Source organism: Pseudomonas sp. PvP027 (genome assembly GCF_017833005.1).
Taxonomy (GTDB): domain Bacteria; phylum Pseudomonadota; class Gammaproteobacteria; order Pseudomonadales; family Pseudomonadaceae; genus Aquipseudomonas; species Aquipseudomonas congelans.
Genome location: NZ_JAFIBK010000001.1, coordinates 3,570,782 through 3,585,623, shown reverse-complemented (window position 1 = coordinate 3,585,623; position 14,842 = coordinate 3,570,782). Strand labels below are relative to the sequence as shown.

General features: G+C 59.7%; 13 protein-coding genes. 5 read left to right on the top strand and 8 right to left on the bottom strand.

Going from position 1 to position 14,842, the window contains the following annotated elements; translation table 11 throughout:
• Window positions 1-2 precede the first annotated feature (2 nt).
• Window positions 3-785 (top strand): divergent polysaccharide deacetylase family protein, encoded by a 783-nt coding sequence (locus tag JOE33_RS15290; protein ID WP_032613086.1) that lies wholly within the window; start codon window positions 3-5, stop codon window positions 783-785.
• Window positions 786-1,799: 1,014 nt separating this feature from the next.
• On the top strand, window positions 1,800-3,302 hold the full coding sequence (locus tag JOE33_RS15285) for a serine protease (protein ID WP_187625504.1): 1,503 nt from the start codon (window positions 1,800-1,802) through the stop codon (window positions 3,300-3,302).
• A 4-nt stretch (window positions 3,303-3,306) separates the two neighbouring features.
• Here JOE33_RS15285 and JOE33_RS15280 read toward each other — a convergent pair whose 3' ends face one another.
• The 8 genes from JOE33_RS15280 to JOE33_RS15245 all read right to left on the bottom strand — a co-directional run bounded on the left by JOE33_RS15280 (window position 3,307) and on the right by JOE33_RS15245 (window position 10,649).
• Complete coding sequence (locus tag JOE33_RS15280) at window positions 3,307-4,062, bottom strand: ABC transporter substrate-binding protein (RefSeq protein ID WP_096101730.1); 756 nt, start codon at window positions 4,060-4,062, stop codon at window positions 3,307-3,309.
• A gap of 185 nt (window positions 4,063-4,247) precedes the next feature.
• Complete coding sequence (hisF, locus tag JOE33_RS15275) at window positions 4,248-5,018, bottom strand: imidazole glycerol phosphate synthase subunit HisF (RefSeq protein WP_010433139.1); 771 nt, start codon at window positions 5,016-5,018, stop codon at window positions 4,248-4,250.
• 19 nt (window positions 5,019-5,037) lie between these two features.
• Entirely contained in the window at window positions 5,038-5,775 is a 738-nt protein-coding gene (gene hisA / locus JOE33_RS15270; RefSeq protein ID WP_003372206.1) for a 1-(5-phosphoribosyl)-5-[(5-phosphoribosylamino)methylideneamino]imidazole-4-carboxamide isomerase, read from the bottom strand.
• Between the two features lie 87 nt (window positions 5,776-5,862).
• On the bottom strand, window positions 5,863-6,123 hold the full coding sequence (locus tag JOE33_RS15265; protein WP_010433134.1) for a DUF2164 domain-containing protein: 261 nt from the start codon (window positions 6,121-6,123) through the stop codon (window positions 5,863-5,865).
• Window positions 6,124-6,127: 4 nt separating this feature from the next.
• Window positions 6,128-6,766 (bottom strand): imidazole glycerol phosphate synthase subunit HisH, encoded by a 639-nt coding sequence (gene hisH, locus JOE33_RS15260; protein ID WP_032613091.1) that lies wholly within the window; start codon window positions 6,764-6,766, stop codon window positions 6,128-6,130.
• Window positions 6,766-7,359, bottom strand: a complete 594-nt coding sequence (hisB, locus tag JOE33_RS15255) for an imidazoleglycerol-phosphate dehydratase HisB (RefSeq protein WP_002551454.1) — start codon at window positions 7,357-7,359, stop codon at window positions 6,766-6,768. Before hisB ends, hisH begins: the two co-directional genes overlap by 1 nt.
• 93 nt (window positions 7,360-7,452) lie before the next feature.
• Window positions 7,453-8,652 (bottom strand): amino acid aminotransferase, encoded by a 1,200-nt coding sequence (locus JOE33_RS15250; RefSeq protein ID WP_187625505.1) that lies wholly within the window; start codon window positions 8,650-8,652, stop codon window positions 7,453-7,455.
• 335 nt (window positions 8,653-8,987) lie between these two features.
• Complete coding sequence (locus JOE33_RS15245; RefSeq protein WP_122579075.1) at window positions 8,988-10,649, bottom strand: OFA family MFS transporter; 1,662 nt, start codon at window positions 10,647-10,649, stop codon at window positions 8,988-8,990.
• A 498-nt stretch (window positions 10,650-11,147) separates the two neighbouring features.
• Between JOE33_RS15245 and JOE33_RS15240 the strand changes: the two genes are divergently transcribed.
• The 3 genes from JOE33_RS15240 (at window position 11,148) to JOE33_RS15230 (ending at window position 14,803) form a co-directional block, all read left to right on the top strand.
• A complete protein-coding gene (locus tag JOE33_RS15240; RefSeq protein ID WP_187625506.1) occupies window positions 11,148-13,373 on the top strand; it encodes an AsmA family protein in 2,226 nt (741 codons plus the stop codon).
• 93 nt (window positions 13,374-13,466) lie between these two features.
• Complete coding sequence (gene mutY, locus JOE33_RS15235) at window positions 13,467-14,534, top strand: A/G-specific adenine glycosylase (protein ID WP_122579077.1); 1,068 nt, start codon at window positions 13,467-13,469, stop codon at window positions 14,532-14,534.
• Window positions 14,531-14,803 (top strand): oxidative damage protection protein, encoded by a 273-nt coding sequence (locus tag JOE33_RS15230; RefSeq protein ID WP_002555777.1) that lies wholly within the window; start codon window positions 14,531-14,533, stop codon window positions 14,801-14,803. The genes mutY and JOE33_RS15230 overlap by 4 nt, the downstream gene beginning before the upstream one ends.
• Window positions 14,804-14,842 lie beyond the last annotated feature (39 nt).

The window sequence follows — 14,842 nt, the reverse complement described above, 5'->3', positions numbered from 1 at the left end:
GGATGCGCTTTCTAGCTCTGCTACTGCTGACCCTCTCGATCACTGGCGCTGCTCATGCAGCGCCAGCCGAGAACAGCGGCAAACCGCCCAAGGCCTACCTGAGCCTGATCATCGACGACCTGGGCCAGAATCCGCAGCGCGACAGCCGCACACTCGCGCTTCCCGGCCCGGTCACCCTGGCGATCATGCCCGACACCCCGCATGCCACCGAGTTTGCCCGCGAAGCCCATCGCGCAGGCAAGACGGTCATGCTGCACATGCCCATGGACCCCGCGACCGGTCCTTACGCCTGGCATCCCGAGCTGCCACTGCCCGAGCTGGAAAGCCGTCTCAATGCCGCCCTGCTGAAGGTGCCGTATGCAGCCGGCATCAATAACCACATGGGCAGCCGGATGACCGCCGAGCCGGTCGCCATGACCTGGCTGATGGCCGAGCTGCAGCGCCGTCACCTGTTTTTCGTGGACAGCCGCACCAGCGCGAAAACCGTGGCGGCCGCCGAGGCGCAGCGTATCGGGCTGGCCAGCGTCTCGCGGGACGTATTCCTGGATGACGAACGCACCGCAGAAGCCATCACCCGCCAATTGCAGACCGCGATAAAAATCGCCCGCAAATATGGCTCGGCCGTGGTTATCGGCCACCCCTACCCGGTCACGCTGGACGTGCTGGAACGCGAACTGCCCAACCTCAAGGCACAAGGCGTCGAATGGATCGACCTGCGCAGCATGATCAGCGAACGCGGCAATCAGGCGAGTGCGGCGCATGGCAAGAATGGCGTGTATCGCTGATCCGGCGTGTCGCTTTCAGCCAGAGCTCAAGATTGCTCTCTACTCGTACTAACAGCTCGCCTGAGTGAAGTTGATTGGGAAAAAATCTACCAAAAAAAGGCAACAAAAAAGCCGCTCTAGGAAGCGGCTCTTTTGATGGAAATGGCTTAGGAACCATTTCCGCAATCCCAAGGGATCATTCGCGTGTGAGGCTGATAGTACACCCTTTGTGCGAATGGCACCACAAATCAGGGCCCATTAAGCCCCTTGGAAGAACCTGTTGAGGGCCTCGAAGAGGCCGAAACGGAACACGAAAAATCGCCTCATGGAAAATTTCCAGGATCAGGCTATTTCTTGCCAATGGTAAAAAAGCGGGTACTAAAAGGCTGATAAGATGCGAGCCGGCTCAACAGCCGGTGACGTCTGTTGCAGGACCTTTCGACGCGGGCCTAGGAACCCGTCTCGGCTTTATCGAAAGGCCCTAAGCTGGACCAGCCTCAAGGGATCATTCGCGTGAGACCGACTTGGAAGTTCGGCTGGGAGACGCCAAGAGAGGCAGTCCTTTCACGAGGACAACAGTATGCGACCTATAAAACGCCTGCTGCGCCTAGCGATGAATATTTTCAGTGCCTACAGGACCTGGGAATGGATTTGCGACGCATTCGACGGCCTGTAAAGGCTGAAGGGAAAAAGCCCCGCTTCGGCGGGGCTTTTTTTATCTGCAGGAAACAGCCAGAACCAAGGTATGTCGCGATAAACGTGTGTCCGGCAAGTGCCTTAATTATTCCGTTCCTGACTGACATCAGAATTGAGGTGAGTTGAGCCTGACTGTCTCACACCGCGACAGAGCAATAGTCAGACACGGGGGTTTTAGGGCTAATCCCACTCTTGCGCGTCAGTAATTTCCATACGTTAAGTCCGGCAAATCTGCTTTCCGTGTCCACCGCCGTTTCAGCCTTGATAAACGTGTCAATTCCGGCTTAAAGGAAGGTGTTCCCATGACGGGGACCCAGACATATTTATCAGGGATTGATGATGAAACCGACCATGATGACGGGGGCGTGCTGCGTTGCGGCACTGCTGCCTTTTTCCATCCACGCCACACCTGCAGACCTGGGCGAAGGGCTGATGGCTCTCGCGCCTTCCATAGCGCTGCTCAACGCTGACGGCTCGCGCGACCACTGGAACGGCATCGGCCGTATCAACAGCAGGTCAGGGTCAAACTGTACGGCGACGCTGATCGATAGCCGAAGTGTCGACAGCCCGTCTGATGCGCCCGCCTATGTACTCACCAGCGGTCACTGTATCAATCGTCAGAATGGCCTGATCATCACCGATGGCGAAGTCGAAGGCGGCGTGCAGTTCAACTTCTTCACCGACACAAAGGCCCGTAGCTATCCATTGAAACGCGTCAGCTGGAGCAGCATGCAGGGTGTGGACCTGGCGATTGTCGAATTGCAGCCCACGCTTGAAACGCTCGTCAACGACGGTATTCAGCCAGTCAGGCTCGCTGCAGAGATGCCCGAACAGGGTCGAGATATCCTGTGGGTGGGCGCACCGCTCGATAAGGATACCGGGCATCTGCGCATGGCGGCCTGTGTTCACCAGACGTCGGAGGTGATCATGGAGCAGCCTTGGGTCTGGCGTCACACCGCACGCAATCAATGCCGTGATGTCGATACGGGCGCCTCCGGCAGTCCGCTGCTGACCCGTGACAACGGCGAGCTCTATGCGGTCTTGAACCTCACCAACCAGGCCTCGTCGGATAACCCGACCGAAGACCTCAGTGATGAAATACCCGGCTTTCCACCCATGGTCGCCGACAGTAACTATGGCAACCCGGTCACGCTGCTGAAGAAGTGTTTCGTCAGCGGCGCGTTGAGTACCGATCCGGCAGTCTGCGACCTGTTTCCAGCCTTCTCGGTCGATTTCGAAACGCTGGGCCGCCAGCCCGCAAGGCTTGCCAGGGTGCAACTGGATGCCGAAGGCAGGAATGTCTACCCATCCTGGGACTTGCACTTTATGGTCGACACGCCCTTGTATCGCTACAAGAAGGTCGATTCGGCCATGCAGTGCGAAGACCCTGTGGGTTACAGCCACACAATCAGCTCGGAAAACGCGGCCATTGATGACCTTGTCGATCAGCAGATCGGCATCAACTGGCTGTGCATGGTCGGCGTATCTTCTGCCGAGCAACGCTCCAGCGTCGGCCTGATGCGCAACGCACTGACGCTTGCGATAGAGCTGCAAGCAGCAGGTCCTACCCCGGAACCGCACGTGCAGATCGGCAAAAACCGATCTGGCGCGACAACGGTCACTTGGTCGCACGAGCACCGGCTGATCGACCACTACACGGTCAAAATGGGCCAGCCGGACACCACCGACTGTTCCGCTCCTGAAGGTTTCAAGCCGCAATTTCGCGATCTGGTATTACGCGCGAAGTCGTTGCCGTTGAAGATCTGCACCTACGCCCACGACATCAACGGTCAGCCATCCGCCTTGCGCGAAGACATCATCGCGTCGCCCGCTGAAGGCTGAGCGGTTACTGATAGCGCGCCTTGACGGCGTCGATCCAGCCCTCGGCGCGCATCTGGTCGAGGGCCTTTTGCAGGCGATTGACAACCTCGTCAGGCGTGCTCTTGTTGACCGCCAGGTAGAGTTCGGCGCTGTTGAAACGCAGCGCTGTCTTGAAGCCCGTGACGCCCTCCAGTTTCGCCAGATAGCGGCCCACGGGATCGCCTACCGCCCACAGGTCGATCTGACCGTTGGCGAGCTTTTTCACGTTATCGCGGTCACGCAGCATCAGAATCGGGTTCAGGCCCATGGTGTTCAGACGTTCGCCGATGGCATCGCCTTTGTAAGCGCCAATCTTGTAATCCCTGGCCTGCTCCAGCGACGTCAAGGTGATCGGGCTGTCACCGCGCGCCAACATGATCCAGTCGTAGGAACCTACCGGGCCGACCCATTTGAAGAGGTTTTCACGTTCGGGCAGACGCGTGGTGGAAAACACGCCGTAGCCGGGCTTTTCCAGAGCCAGTTTGTAGACACGGTCCCACGGAAAGCGCAGCGTCATGCTGTAGCCGATATTCGCGCGCTTGAACATCTCGCGCACCACCTCGGCGGCGATACCGTCGATGTTGTTTTCCTGCGCGAAATTCTTGCCGTCGACCGCCATGTTGAACGGCGGGAAGTTCTCGGTCAGCAACACCATGGAATAAGGCGTCGACTCGTTGGCCCGGACACCTTCACTCGACAAGACACCGATCCCGATCAGTGCAAGCAATAGGCGTTTGAACATGTTCCGGCACTCGATCGTGAACGACGCATGCAGAGTGCCGTGAACCCGGCGTACTGTCTAGCGCGCTGTCCGGCGATGTCGCTTACAGGCAATAGTCGAATGCCACAGGGCTGAAACAAAGCGAGCGCCGCCTGTTTCAAACACTTGGTCTGAAACAGGCGGCGCCCGCTTTTATGCGCAGTGACTTAGCGCACGACAATCCCGCGGCTGGCCATGTAAGCCTTGGCCTCGGGGACCGTGTATTCGCCAAAGTGGAAAATACTCGCCGCCAGCACAGCACTGGCGTGGCCCTCGATGACACCGGCAGCCAGGTGCTCAAGGTTGCCGACACCGCCGGAAGCAATCACCGGAATACCCAGCGCATCGCTGATGGCGCGCGTGACGCCCAGGTCGAAGCCGTTCTTCATGCCGTCCTGATCCATGCTGGTCAGCAGGATCTCGCCAGCGCCCAGGTCTTCCATCTTTTTCGCCCAGAGCACCGCGTCCAGCCCGGTGGGTTTGCGCCCGCCGTGGGTGAAGATTTCCCAGCGCGGGGTTTCGCCCGGACCGGAGACCTTCTTGGCGTCGATAGCGACCACGATGCACTGCGACCCGAAACGCGAGGCCGCTTCACCGACGAACTCGGGGTTGAACACCGCGGCCGTATTGATCGAAACCTTGTCGGCACCGGCATTGAGCAGGTTGCGGATGTCCTGCACGGTACGCACGCCACCGCCTACGGTCAGCGGGATGAACACCTGACTGGCCATGCGCTCGACGGTATGCAGCGTGGTGTCACGGCCATCGACGCTGGCGGTGATGTCGAGAAAAGTGATTTCGTCGGCACCCTGCTCATCGTAACGACGAGCGATTTCCACCGGATCGCCTGCATCCCGGATGTTCTCGAACTTAACGCCCTTGACCACTCGACCGTTGTCGACGTCCAGGCAAGGGATGATGCGTTTGGCTAGGGCCACAGGGTCAGTCTCCAGCTGTTCAGCGTTGTTCTCGGTCGCAGAGCGCCTGAGCTTCGGCCACATCCAGCGTGCCTTCATAAATCGCACGGCCAGTGATTGCGCCGATGATGCCCGGAGCCTTCGCATTCAGCAGCGCCTGGATATCGCCGAGGTTGTGAATGCCACCCGAAGCGATCACCGGGATCCGCGTGGCAGCCGCCAGTGCCGCGGTGAACGGGATGTTGCAGCCCTGCATCATGCCGTCTTTGGCGATGTCGGTGTAGACAATGGCCGACACGCCATCGGCCTCGAAACGCTTGGCCAGATCGATGACCTGCACCGAGCTGACTTCAGCCCAGCCGTCGGTGGCGACGAAACCATCCTTGGCATCCAGACCGACAATCACCTTGCCGGGGAACGCACGGCAGGCTTCGGCCACGAACTCAGGCTCTTTGACGGCCTTGGTGCCGATGATGACGTAGCTCACACCCGCCTTGACGTAATGCTCGATGGTTTCCAGCGAACGGATGCCGCCGCCGATCTGGATCGGCAGGTTCGGGTAGCGTCTGGCGATGGCCGTGACCACATCGCCGTTGACCGGCTGACCTTCGAACGCACCGTTCAGATCGACCAGATGCAGACGGCGGCAACCACCCTCGACCCACTTGGCGGCCATGGCCACCGGGTCATCGGAGAACACCGTGGAATCTTCCATCCGGCCCTGACGCAGACGCACGCAAGCGCCGTCCTTGAGATCGATAGCGGGGATAATCAGCATGCTTTTTCCTTGGTCAAAAAGAGCGGCAAGCTGCAATGATGCGCACTCACCCATTCTTGCTGCTTGATGCGTGCAGCTGCTTTCTAGCTAATTTTTTTCGAGTGCCCACAGGTCACTTTCGATGCTCTCGAAGCGCTCCTTGAGCTGCTGCTGAACATCGAAAATGGCGCGGTTGTAGTAATGCGGGGCAATCTCGCGCGTGAACAGCTCGAGCACTTCAGCCACTTCGAACGAGCCCAGATCCAGCTCGAAGCGCTGTGCAAACAGGCGCTTGAGCTTGTCGATCGCCTGTTGCTCGTGCTCGGGCGAGAGGGTCAGGATCGGCGGCTTGCCCTTGGCTTTGTTCATGCGCTTACCAGCGACCATCCCAGGCGGCGAAGTTCTGCAGCAACTGCAGGCCGTGGGTATGGCTCTTTTCAGGGTGGAATTGCACGGCAAAACGCGAACCGTCGGCCAGCGCAGCGGCGAAATCGAGGCCGTAGTGACCACGCCCGACCACCTGACGCTGATTGGCAGCATCGATGTAGAAGCTGTGCACGAAGTAGAAACGCGCCTGATCCGGAATGTCATGCCACAGCGGGTGATCCACCGCCTGAGCGACCTGGTTCCAGCCCATGTGCGGCACTTTCAGGTGTTCGCCCTCTTCGTGCAGGTCCTTGCCGAAAAACCTGACCTGGCCGGGAAACAGGCCGATGCAGTCCACACCGCCGTTCTCCTCGCTGCTGTCGAGCAACGCCTGCATGCCGACGCAGATACCCAGAAACGGACGGTCCTGGCTGACTTCCCTGACCAGCGAGTCGAAGCCCAGGCGGCGAATCTCCGCCATGCAGTCGCGAATCGCGCCCACACCCGGAAAGACGATGCGGTCGGCTTCGCGAATCACCTTGGCGTCACTGGTAATCAGCACACGGCCTGCACCCACGTGCTCCAGCGCCTTGGCGACAGAGTGCAGGTTGCCCATGCCGTAATCGATGACCGCAACTGTCTGCATCAGAGCACACCCTTGGTGGATGGCATCTGTCCGGCCATACGCTCATCCAGCTCGACCGCCATGCGCAGCGCACGACCGAAGGCCTTGAATACGGTCTCGATCTGGTGGTGAGTGTTGGTGCCACGCAGGTTGTCGATGTGCAGCGTCACGTTCGCGTGGTTGACGAAGCCCTGAAAGAACTCCTGAAACAGATCCACGTCGAAGCCGCCTACCGTGGCGCGGGTATACGGCACATGCATCTGCAGGCCCGGACGCCCGGAGAAATCGATGACCACGCGCGACAGCGCTTCGTCGAGCGGCACGTAGGCATGGCCATAACGACGAATGCCCTTCTTGTCGCCGATCGCCTGACTGAACGCCTGGCCCACGGTGATACCGACGTCTTCCACCGTGTGGTGATCGTCGATTGCCAGGTCGCCCTTGCATTCGATGTCCAGATCGATCAGCCCGTGCCGGGCGATCTGGTCGAGCATGTGCTCAAGGAAAGGCACGCCGATATCGAATCGGGCCTTTCCGGTACCATCCAGGTTGATCGAGGCTTTGATCTGGGTTTCCAGAGTATTGCGCTCGACGTACGCCTTACGTTCGGCCATCACCAGCTCCGCAAAATCATTGGGCGAAAAAAAGGCGAGCATTATAGGCCCAGAAGCGCCCGCCATGAAGCAAACAGACGACCAGCAGGGTATTTAACGGGCGAAGAGGCTCGCGATTGCGTTACATACCTTGTCTATATTCCCTTCATTCAAACCTGCCATGCATACCCGGCCACTGCGCAGCATGTAAATGCCGTGAACATCTTTCAGTTCGTCGACCTGCTGCGGGGTCAGACCGGTGTAACTGAACATCCCGTTCTGCCTGAGGATAAAGCTGAAATCGCGGCCGGACACTTTCTGCGCCAGCACCTCGACCAGACGCGTGCGCATGTCGATGATACGCAGGCGCATGGCTTCGACTTCGCTCAGCCACTGCTCGCGCAATGGCGGCGTGTTGAGCACCTTCGACACCAGAAAGGCACCGTGCGCAGGCGGGCTGGAATAGTTGCGGCGCACAGTCGCCTTGAGCTGACCGAATACGTTGGCCGCGGAGGCCTTGTCTTCACAGACCACCGACAGCCCGCCGACCCGCTCGCCGTACAACGAAAAGATTTTCGAGAACGAGTTACTGACCAGCGTTGTGACACCTGCGTTGGCCATTGCCCGGATGGCATAGGCGTCTTCGTCGATGCCTTTGCCGAAGCCCTGATAGGCGATATCCAGGAAGGCAATGAGCTGACGATCCTTGATCACTTCGATCAGGCGGTCCCATTGCGCCACCGTCAGGTCGGCACCGGTCGGGTTATGACAGCACGGGTGCAGCAGAAGAATGCTCTGCGCAGGCAGCCCCTGCACCGTGTCGAGCATGGCCTCGAACCTCACTCCGCCCGTCTGGGCATCGAAGTACGGGTAGGTGTTGACCTTGAAGCCCGCCCCACCGAACAGCGCGTTATGGTTTTCCCAGGTCGGGTCGCTGACCCAGACCTGCGAGTCCGGAAACGCATACTTGAGGAAATCGGCACCTACCTTGAGTGCGCCCGAGCCGCCCACGGTTTGAATGGTGGCCACGCGGCCTGCCTGAACGAGCGGGTGATCGGCGCCGAACAACAGGGTTTGCACCGCCTGCCGATACGCCGCCAGGCCTTCCATCGGCAGGTACACGGACGCTGCCTGCTCGCCTTCGGCCAGTTGCTGTTGTGCCGTTGCTACGCATGCCAACTGCGGGATGCGGCCCTGTGCGTCGTAATACAGGCCGATGCTCAGATTGACCTTGTCCGCACGCGAGTCCTTGCCAAAGGTCTCCATCAGCGAAAGGATCGGATCACCGGCGTATGACTCCACGTGGGCTAGCATGCAAACAACTCCTTCGGGCAATAAAATCAGGGCTGACTAATGTAGCAGCGTATGCACCGAAACGGGCAGTGCATCGAGTACATAGGGTCAACTGAATATCGCTATCGCGGCGAACACACTGGTCATCGTTCCCATGCTCCGCGTGGGAATGCCGTTCGTGACGCTCCGCGTCACAAAATCTGCAGCCTTGCGCGGTATCAAGCGCAAAGGCGTCCAACTTTTGGGGGGTGAGTTCAGAGCATTGGCACGATAGTCAAAAGCGCAGCCCACAAAAACCCAGGCAAAAAAAAGCGCCTGCACCGAGGTGCAAGCGCTTTTCAGTTAACGGCAGGCTTTTAGTGGAACAGCACTGCGGTTTTTTGCAGGGTAATCCAGACGCCCCATGCCAGCGGGATGCCTACGGCCAGCCAGGCGGCGATGACCAATGGCTTGCTGCCTGCGGATGCTTTCCACTCCAGCGAAGTCGTGGCGTTGGCACCCTTGTCGTGACCGATGGCTTGTTCAGCCGCCAGTTCGGCGTCGGTCATGAAGTACTTGTCGGCAACCGGACGAATCAGCAGGTTGCAGATAAAGCCCAGCACCAGCAGACCCGAGAGGATGTACAGGGTGATGTCGTAGGCGTCGGCACGTGCAACACCGTGGGCGAGTTGGTACTCGCGCAGGTAGTTGACCAATACCGGACCCAGCACACCGGCCGCAGCCCAGGCAGTCAGCAGACGACCGTGAATCGCGCCGACCATCTGCGTACCGAACAGGTCAGCCAGATAAGCCGGAACCGTCGCAAAACCGCCACCGTACATCGACAGCACGATGCAGAACGCAGCCACGAACAGGGCGATGCTACCCATATGGCTCAGGGTCGGAACCGACGCATAAAGCAGGAAACCCAGTGCGAAGAACACGAAGTAGGTTGCCTTGCGACCGATGAAGTCCGAGCACGACGCCCAGAAGAAACGACCGCCAATGTTGAACAGACTCAGCAGACCGGTGAAGCCGGCTGCAATCGCAGCAATGGCTTTCAGTTGGTCGGCATTGAGCTGGCTGAAGGTCAGATCGAGGCCCAGCAGTTTACCGGCGAAGACTTCCTGCAGCAGCGGCGAAGCCATGCCCAGGATGCCGATACCGGCCGATACGTTAAGGCACAGCACCAGCCAGACCAGACGGAACTGAGGTGTCTTCCAGGCCACGCTGACGTGCACGTGACGGTTGGTGATCATCGAGTTCTTGGCCTTGGCAGCCGGAGCGGTCCAGCCTTCAGGTTTCCAGCCGGTTGGCGGAACACGGTAGCCCAGCGCACCGCCGATCATGAAGATGAAGTAGATCACCGCCATCACCACGAAGCTCTGCCATACGCCAACGCCTTCAGCCGAAGCAAAGTGACCCATCAGAGCCGTAGCCAACGGAGCACCCACCATCGCGCCGCCACCAAAGCCCATGATCGCCATGCCGGTCGCCATGCCGCGCTTGTCCGGGAACCACTTGATCAGGGTCGATACCGGGGAGATATAGCCCAACCCCAGACCGATACCGCCGATCACGCCCGAGCCCAGCCACATCAGCCAGATCTGGTGCGTATAAATGCCCAGTGCGGAAATCAGCAAGCCACCACACCAGCAGAGTGCCGACACCACACCCGCCTTGCGTGGACCTGCGTGCTCCAGCCAGCCACCCCAAATGGCAGCCGAGCAACCCAGGAAGATGAAAAACAGTGTGTAGATCCAGCCCAGCATGGAGATCTGCCAGTCACAGGTCGACGCGAACATCTGCGCGAAAAAACCCATGTCCGGTGTGCAAGCGACAGGCGCCGTAACACCGATAGCCTTCGACAGCGGCAACCAGAATACCGAGAAGCCGTAAGCCATACCGATACAAAGATGGATGGCCAATGCTGCAGGTGGAACAAGCCAACGGTTGAAACCGGGCTTGGCGATAATGCGCTCTTTGGACAAGAACGCAGGCTGAACGGCTTCGCCGCCCAAGGCTGTGCTTGTGCTCATTATAATTACCCCAATGTGTGAAGCTCGCAGATGGTCCGCTGGTCCGCCACAGACTTAGTGCCGAGCGGCCATGTCTGTCTTATCGGCAGGTTATCCGGATACGTGACAAAAAGACGCACCTGAACCAGCAAAAACGGAGACTATCACTGTCTGATGGCAAATAAGCATCTCGTCATATGCTTTTATTATCTATTTTCAGAAGTTAATCCACCTGCTCTATGAAGCCATAGATGCAGTCAATTAAGCGTTACATAACATCGGCCTGAGCCGAAGTTGGACCGGTAACGGTGTACCTGTTAGTGCGCTGCACAAGTGGCTCGGCAGCTATATCGGCACCAGACGCATGCCATCTTTATAGCTGCACCCAGACGTCATGGAGCGCTGCGCTGCCTCATCAGGCACGTGGCCAGACAGCAATAACGGCATCCGCAGCACGGTCGGCTCGTCAGAGCGGTATACTCGTGGGCTATTTTTGAACATCGACACAAGGACTCGCCCATGAAAGCGTTCGGCAAAATCCTGGGGCTGTTTATTCTCGGGTTGTTGCTGATCATCGTGGCTCTAGGCTTCGCCCTGACCCACCTGTTTGATCCCAACGACTACAAAGACGAGATTCGCCAGCTGGCACGCGACAAGGCCAACGTCGAGCTGACGCTCAATGGCGATATCGGCTGGAGCCTGTTCCCCTGGCTCGGCCTGGAATTGCACGACGCCCATGTCGCCACCCTGACCGCTCCCGATCAGCCGTTCGCCGATGTGCAGATGCTCGGCCTGTCCGTTCGCGTCCTTCCACTGCTGCGTCGCCAGGTCCAGATGAGCGACATTCGCGTCGAAGGCCTGAACCTGACCCTGCACCGCGATGAAAACGGTCATGGCAACTGGGAAGACATCGGCAAGCCTGCCGTGGCAAGCACTGAAACACCTGGCGAGCCAACACCGGCCCCGGCTCCGGACGCACCCAAAACGGATCGCCCTTCCCAGCCGATCCGGCTGGATATCGACAGCCTGACCGTCAACAACGCCCGCGTGGATTACAGCGATGCCCGAAAAGGCCGGACCTTCATGGCCGAGAGCATTCAGCTGAGTACCGGGCCGATTCGTGAGGCGTCCGATATCCCGATCAAACTGACGGCGTTCCTGAGCACCAACCAGCCCGTCGTGCGCGCCAAGACCGAGCTGGTCGGCGAATTGCGCATGGACCGCGTGCTCAAGCGTTATCAATTCGAAGACATGCGCCTGTCCGGTGAAGTCGCCGGCGAGCCGCTGCAAGGCAAGACCGTGACCTTCTCGGCGCAGGGCCAGTTGCTCGTCGACCTGGCTGCCAATATCGCTGAGTGGAACAGCCTCAAAGTCTCGGCCAACCAGTTGCGTGCACTCGGCGAACTGCGTGCCCGCGATCTGGACAAAACGCCACAGATCAGCGGCGGCCTGTCCATTGCCCAGCTCGATCTGCGCGCGTTCTTCGAGAACATCGGCCAGCCGCTGCCGGCCATGTCCGAGGGCGCGCTGAGCAAGGTTGAAATGGTCACGCGCCTGGCGGGCACGCCGACCAGCCTTGCGCTGGACAACCTCAACCTGAAAGTCGACGACAGCACCTTCACCGGTCGCATCGCAGTGGACGACTTCGCCAAACAGGCGCTGCGTGTCCAGCTCAAGGGCGATACCTTCGACACCGACCGCTATCGTCCGGCCGAAAGCGAAGAAAGCAAAGGTGCCAAGGCCGCGCGCAAATCCGAGGTGCAGGCAGGTGAAGCCGCCGCCGCTGCAGGCGACTCGCCGCTGCCCGAACAACCGACCAAGGCCGCCTGGAGCACGGCAAAACTGCTGCCGCTGGAGCGCTTGCGTGCGCTGGATGTCGAGGCTGACCTGAGCTTCGGCAAGCTGACCCTGAACAAACTGCCAATCGACAACGCAGCCTTCAAGACCCAGGCCAACGGCGGCCTTATCAAGGTCGATACGCTGAGTGGCGATCTGTACAACGGCAATTTCGAGGTCAAAGGCAATCTGGACGCACGTCCGGACACGCCTGTAGCCACTGTGCAGACGCGCATTGCCAAAGTACCGGTCGAACGCATTCTGGAAAGCCTGGGACAAACGCCGCCCGTGCGCGGCCTGTTGAACCTCGACAGCAACCTGACCGGCACAGGCAACAGCGAAAAAACCCTGATCGACAGCCTGAACGGCACCGCCAGCTTTGCGCTCAACAACGGCGTACTGGTCAATGCCAACCTGGAGCAGCAGCTGTGCAAGGGGATTTCGATCCTGAACCGCAAGACGCTTAGTGGCGAACCGCGTGCCAAGGACACTCCTTTCCAGCAGCTCAACGGCAATCTGGTGATACGCAATGGCGTAGCCAGCAATCCGGACCTCAAGGTCCGCACGCCGGGCATGGCGGTCAACGGTAACGGCGACGTCGACCTGCGCGTATTGGGCATGAACTACCGCGTCGGCATCATCGTCGAAGGCGACAAGAGCGATATGCCGGACCCGGCCTGTGAGGTCAACCCGCGCTTTGTCGGCATCGAGTGGCCGGTACAGTGCCGTGGCCCGCTGGAACTGGGCGCCAAGGCCTGCCGTCTGGACAAGGAAGGCGTCGGCCAGATCGCTGCGAAACTGGCAGGCGACCGGATCAGCGAGAAGCTTGAGGACAAGCTGAACGACAAACTCGGTGACAAGGTCAGCCCCGAACTCAAGGACGCCTTGAAGGGACTGTTCAAACGCTAGGGCAACTTGGACTGCTCAGGAGCGCCCTCGCGGCGCTCCACTGGCGCAACCTTTCATATCCCGACTCACATCTCGACGAGAGCCCTCCAGGCCATGCAACCCGAACAATTCTCCAGCGCCGTGCTGGACTGGTACGACCGTCATGGCCGACATGACCTGCCCTGGCAACAAGACATCACGCCGTACCGGGTCTGGGTATCGGAAATCATGCTGCAGCAGACCCAGGTCAGCACCGTTCTGAGCTATTTCGACCGCTTCATGGAGGCCCTGCCGACCGTGCAGGCGCTGGCCGAAGCGCCCGAGGACGAAGTGCTGCACCTGTGGACCGGGCTGGGTTACTACACCCGTGCCCGCAACCTGCAGAAGACGGCAAAAATCGTCGTCGCCGATCATGGCGGCGAGTTTCCCCGCGATGTCGAAAAACTCATTCTGCTGCCCGGCATCGGCCTGTCCACCGCGGGCGCGATTGCCAGCCTGAGCATGGGCATTCGTGCGCCGATCCTCGATGGCAACGTCAAACGCGTGCTGGCGCGCTTCACCGCGCAAGAGGGCTACCCTGGCGAACCGAAGGTGGCCAAACAGCTGTGGGCCACCGCTGAACGCTTCACGCCGCACAGCCGGGTCAACAACTACACCCAGGCGATGATGGACCTGGGGGCCACACTCTGCACCCGCAGCAAACCCAGCTGCCTGCTCTGCCCGCTGGAGCGCAGTTGTGAGGCGCACATGCTGGGCCTGGAAACGCGCTACCCGATCCCCAAGCCGCGCAAGACCGTGCCGCAGAAACGCACGCTCATGCCGATGCTCGCCAACGAAGACGGCGCGATCCTGCTTTATCGCCGCCCTTCCAGCGGCTTGTGGGGCGGCCTGTGGAGCCTGCCGGAGCTGGATGACTTCGATGACCTTCAGCACCTGGCCACCCAGCACGCGCTGCAACTGGGCGAGCACCATGAACTGCCGGAACTTATCCACACCTTCAGCCACTTCCAGTTGAGCATCGAACCCTGGCTGGTCAAGGTCCGCGAGTCCGCCGATCACGTGGCCGAGGCCGACTGGCTCTGGTATAACCTCGCCACCCCGCCACGCCTGGGCCTTGCTGCCCCGGTGAAAAAGCTGCTCAAACGCGCAGCCGACGTATTGAACGCAGGAGAGTCGTCATGACCCGCACCGTAATGTGCCGCAAATACAAAGAAGAACTGCCCGGCCTGGAACGCGCCCCGTATCCGGGAGCCAAGGGCGAGGACATCTTCAACCACGTCTCGCAGAAAGCCTGGGCCGACTGGCAGAAACACCAGACCCTGCTGATCAACGAGCGTCGCCTGAACATGATGAACGCCGAAGACCGCAAATTCCTCCAGACCGAGATGGACAAGTTTCTCTCGGGCGAAGAATACGCCCAGGCCGAAGGCTACGTTCCCCCCGAAAAATAAAGCGTTTCACGCAGTGAAGGTCGTAAGCGTCGGTAATAA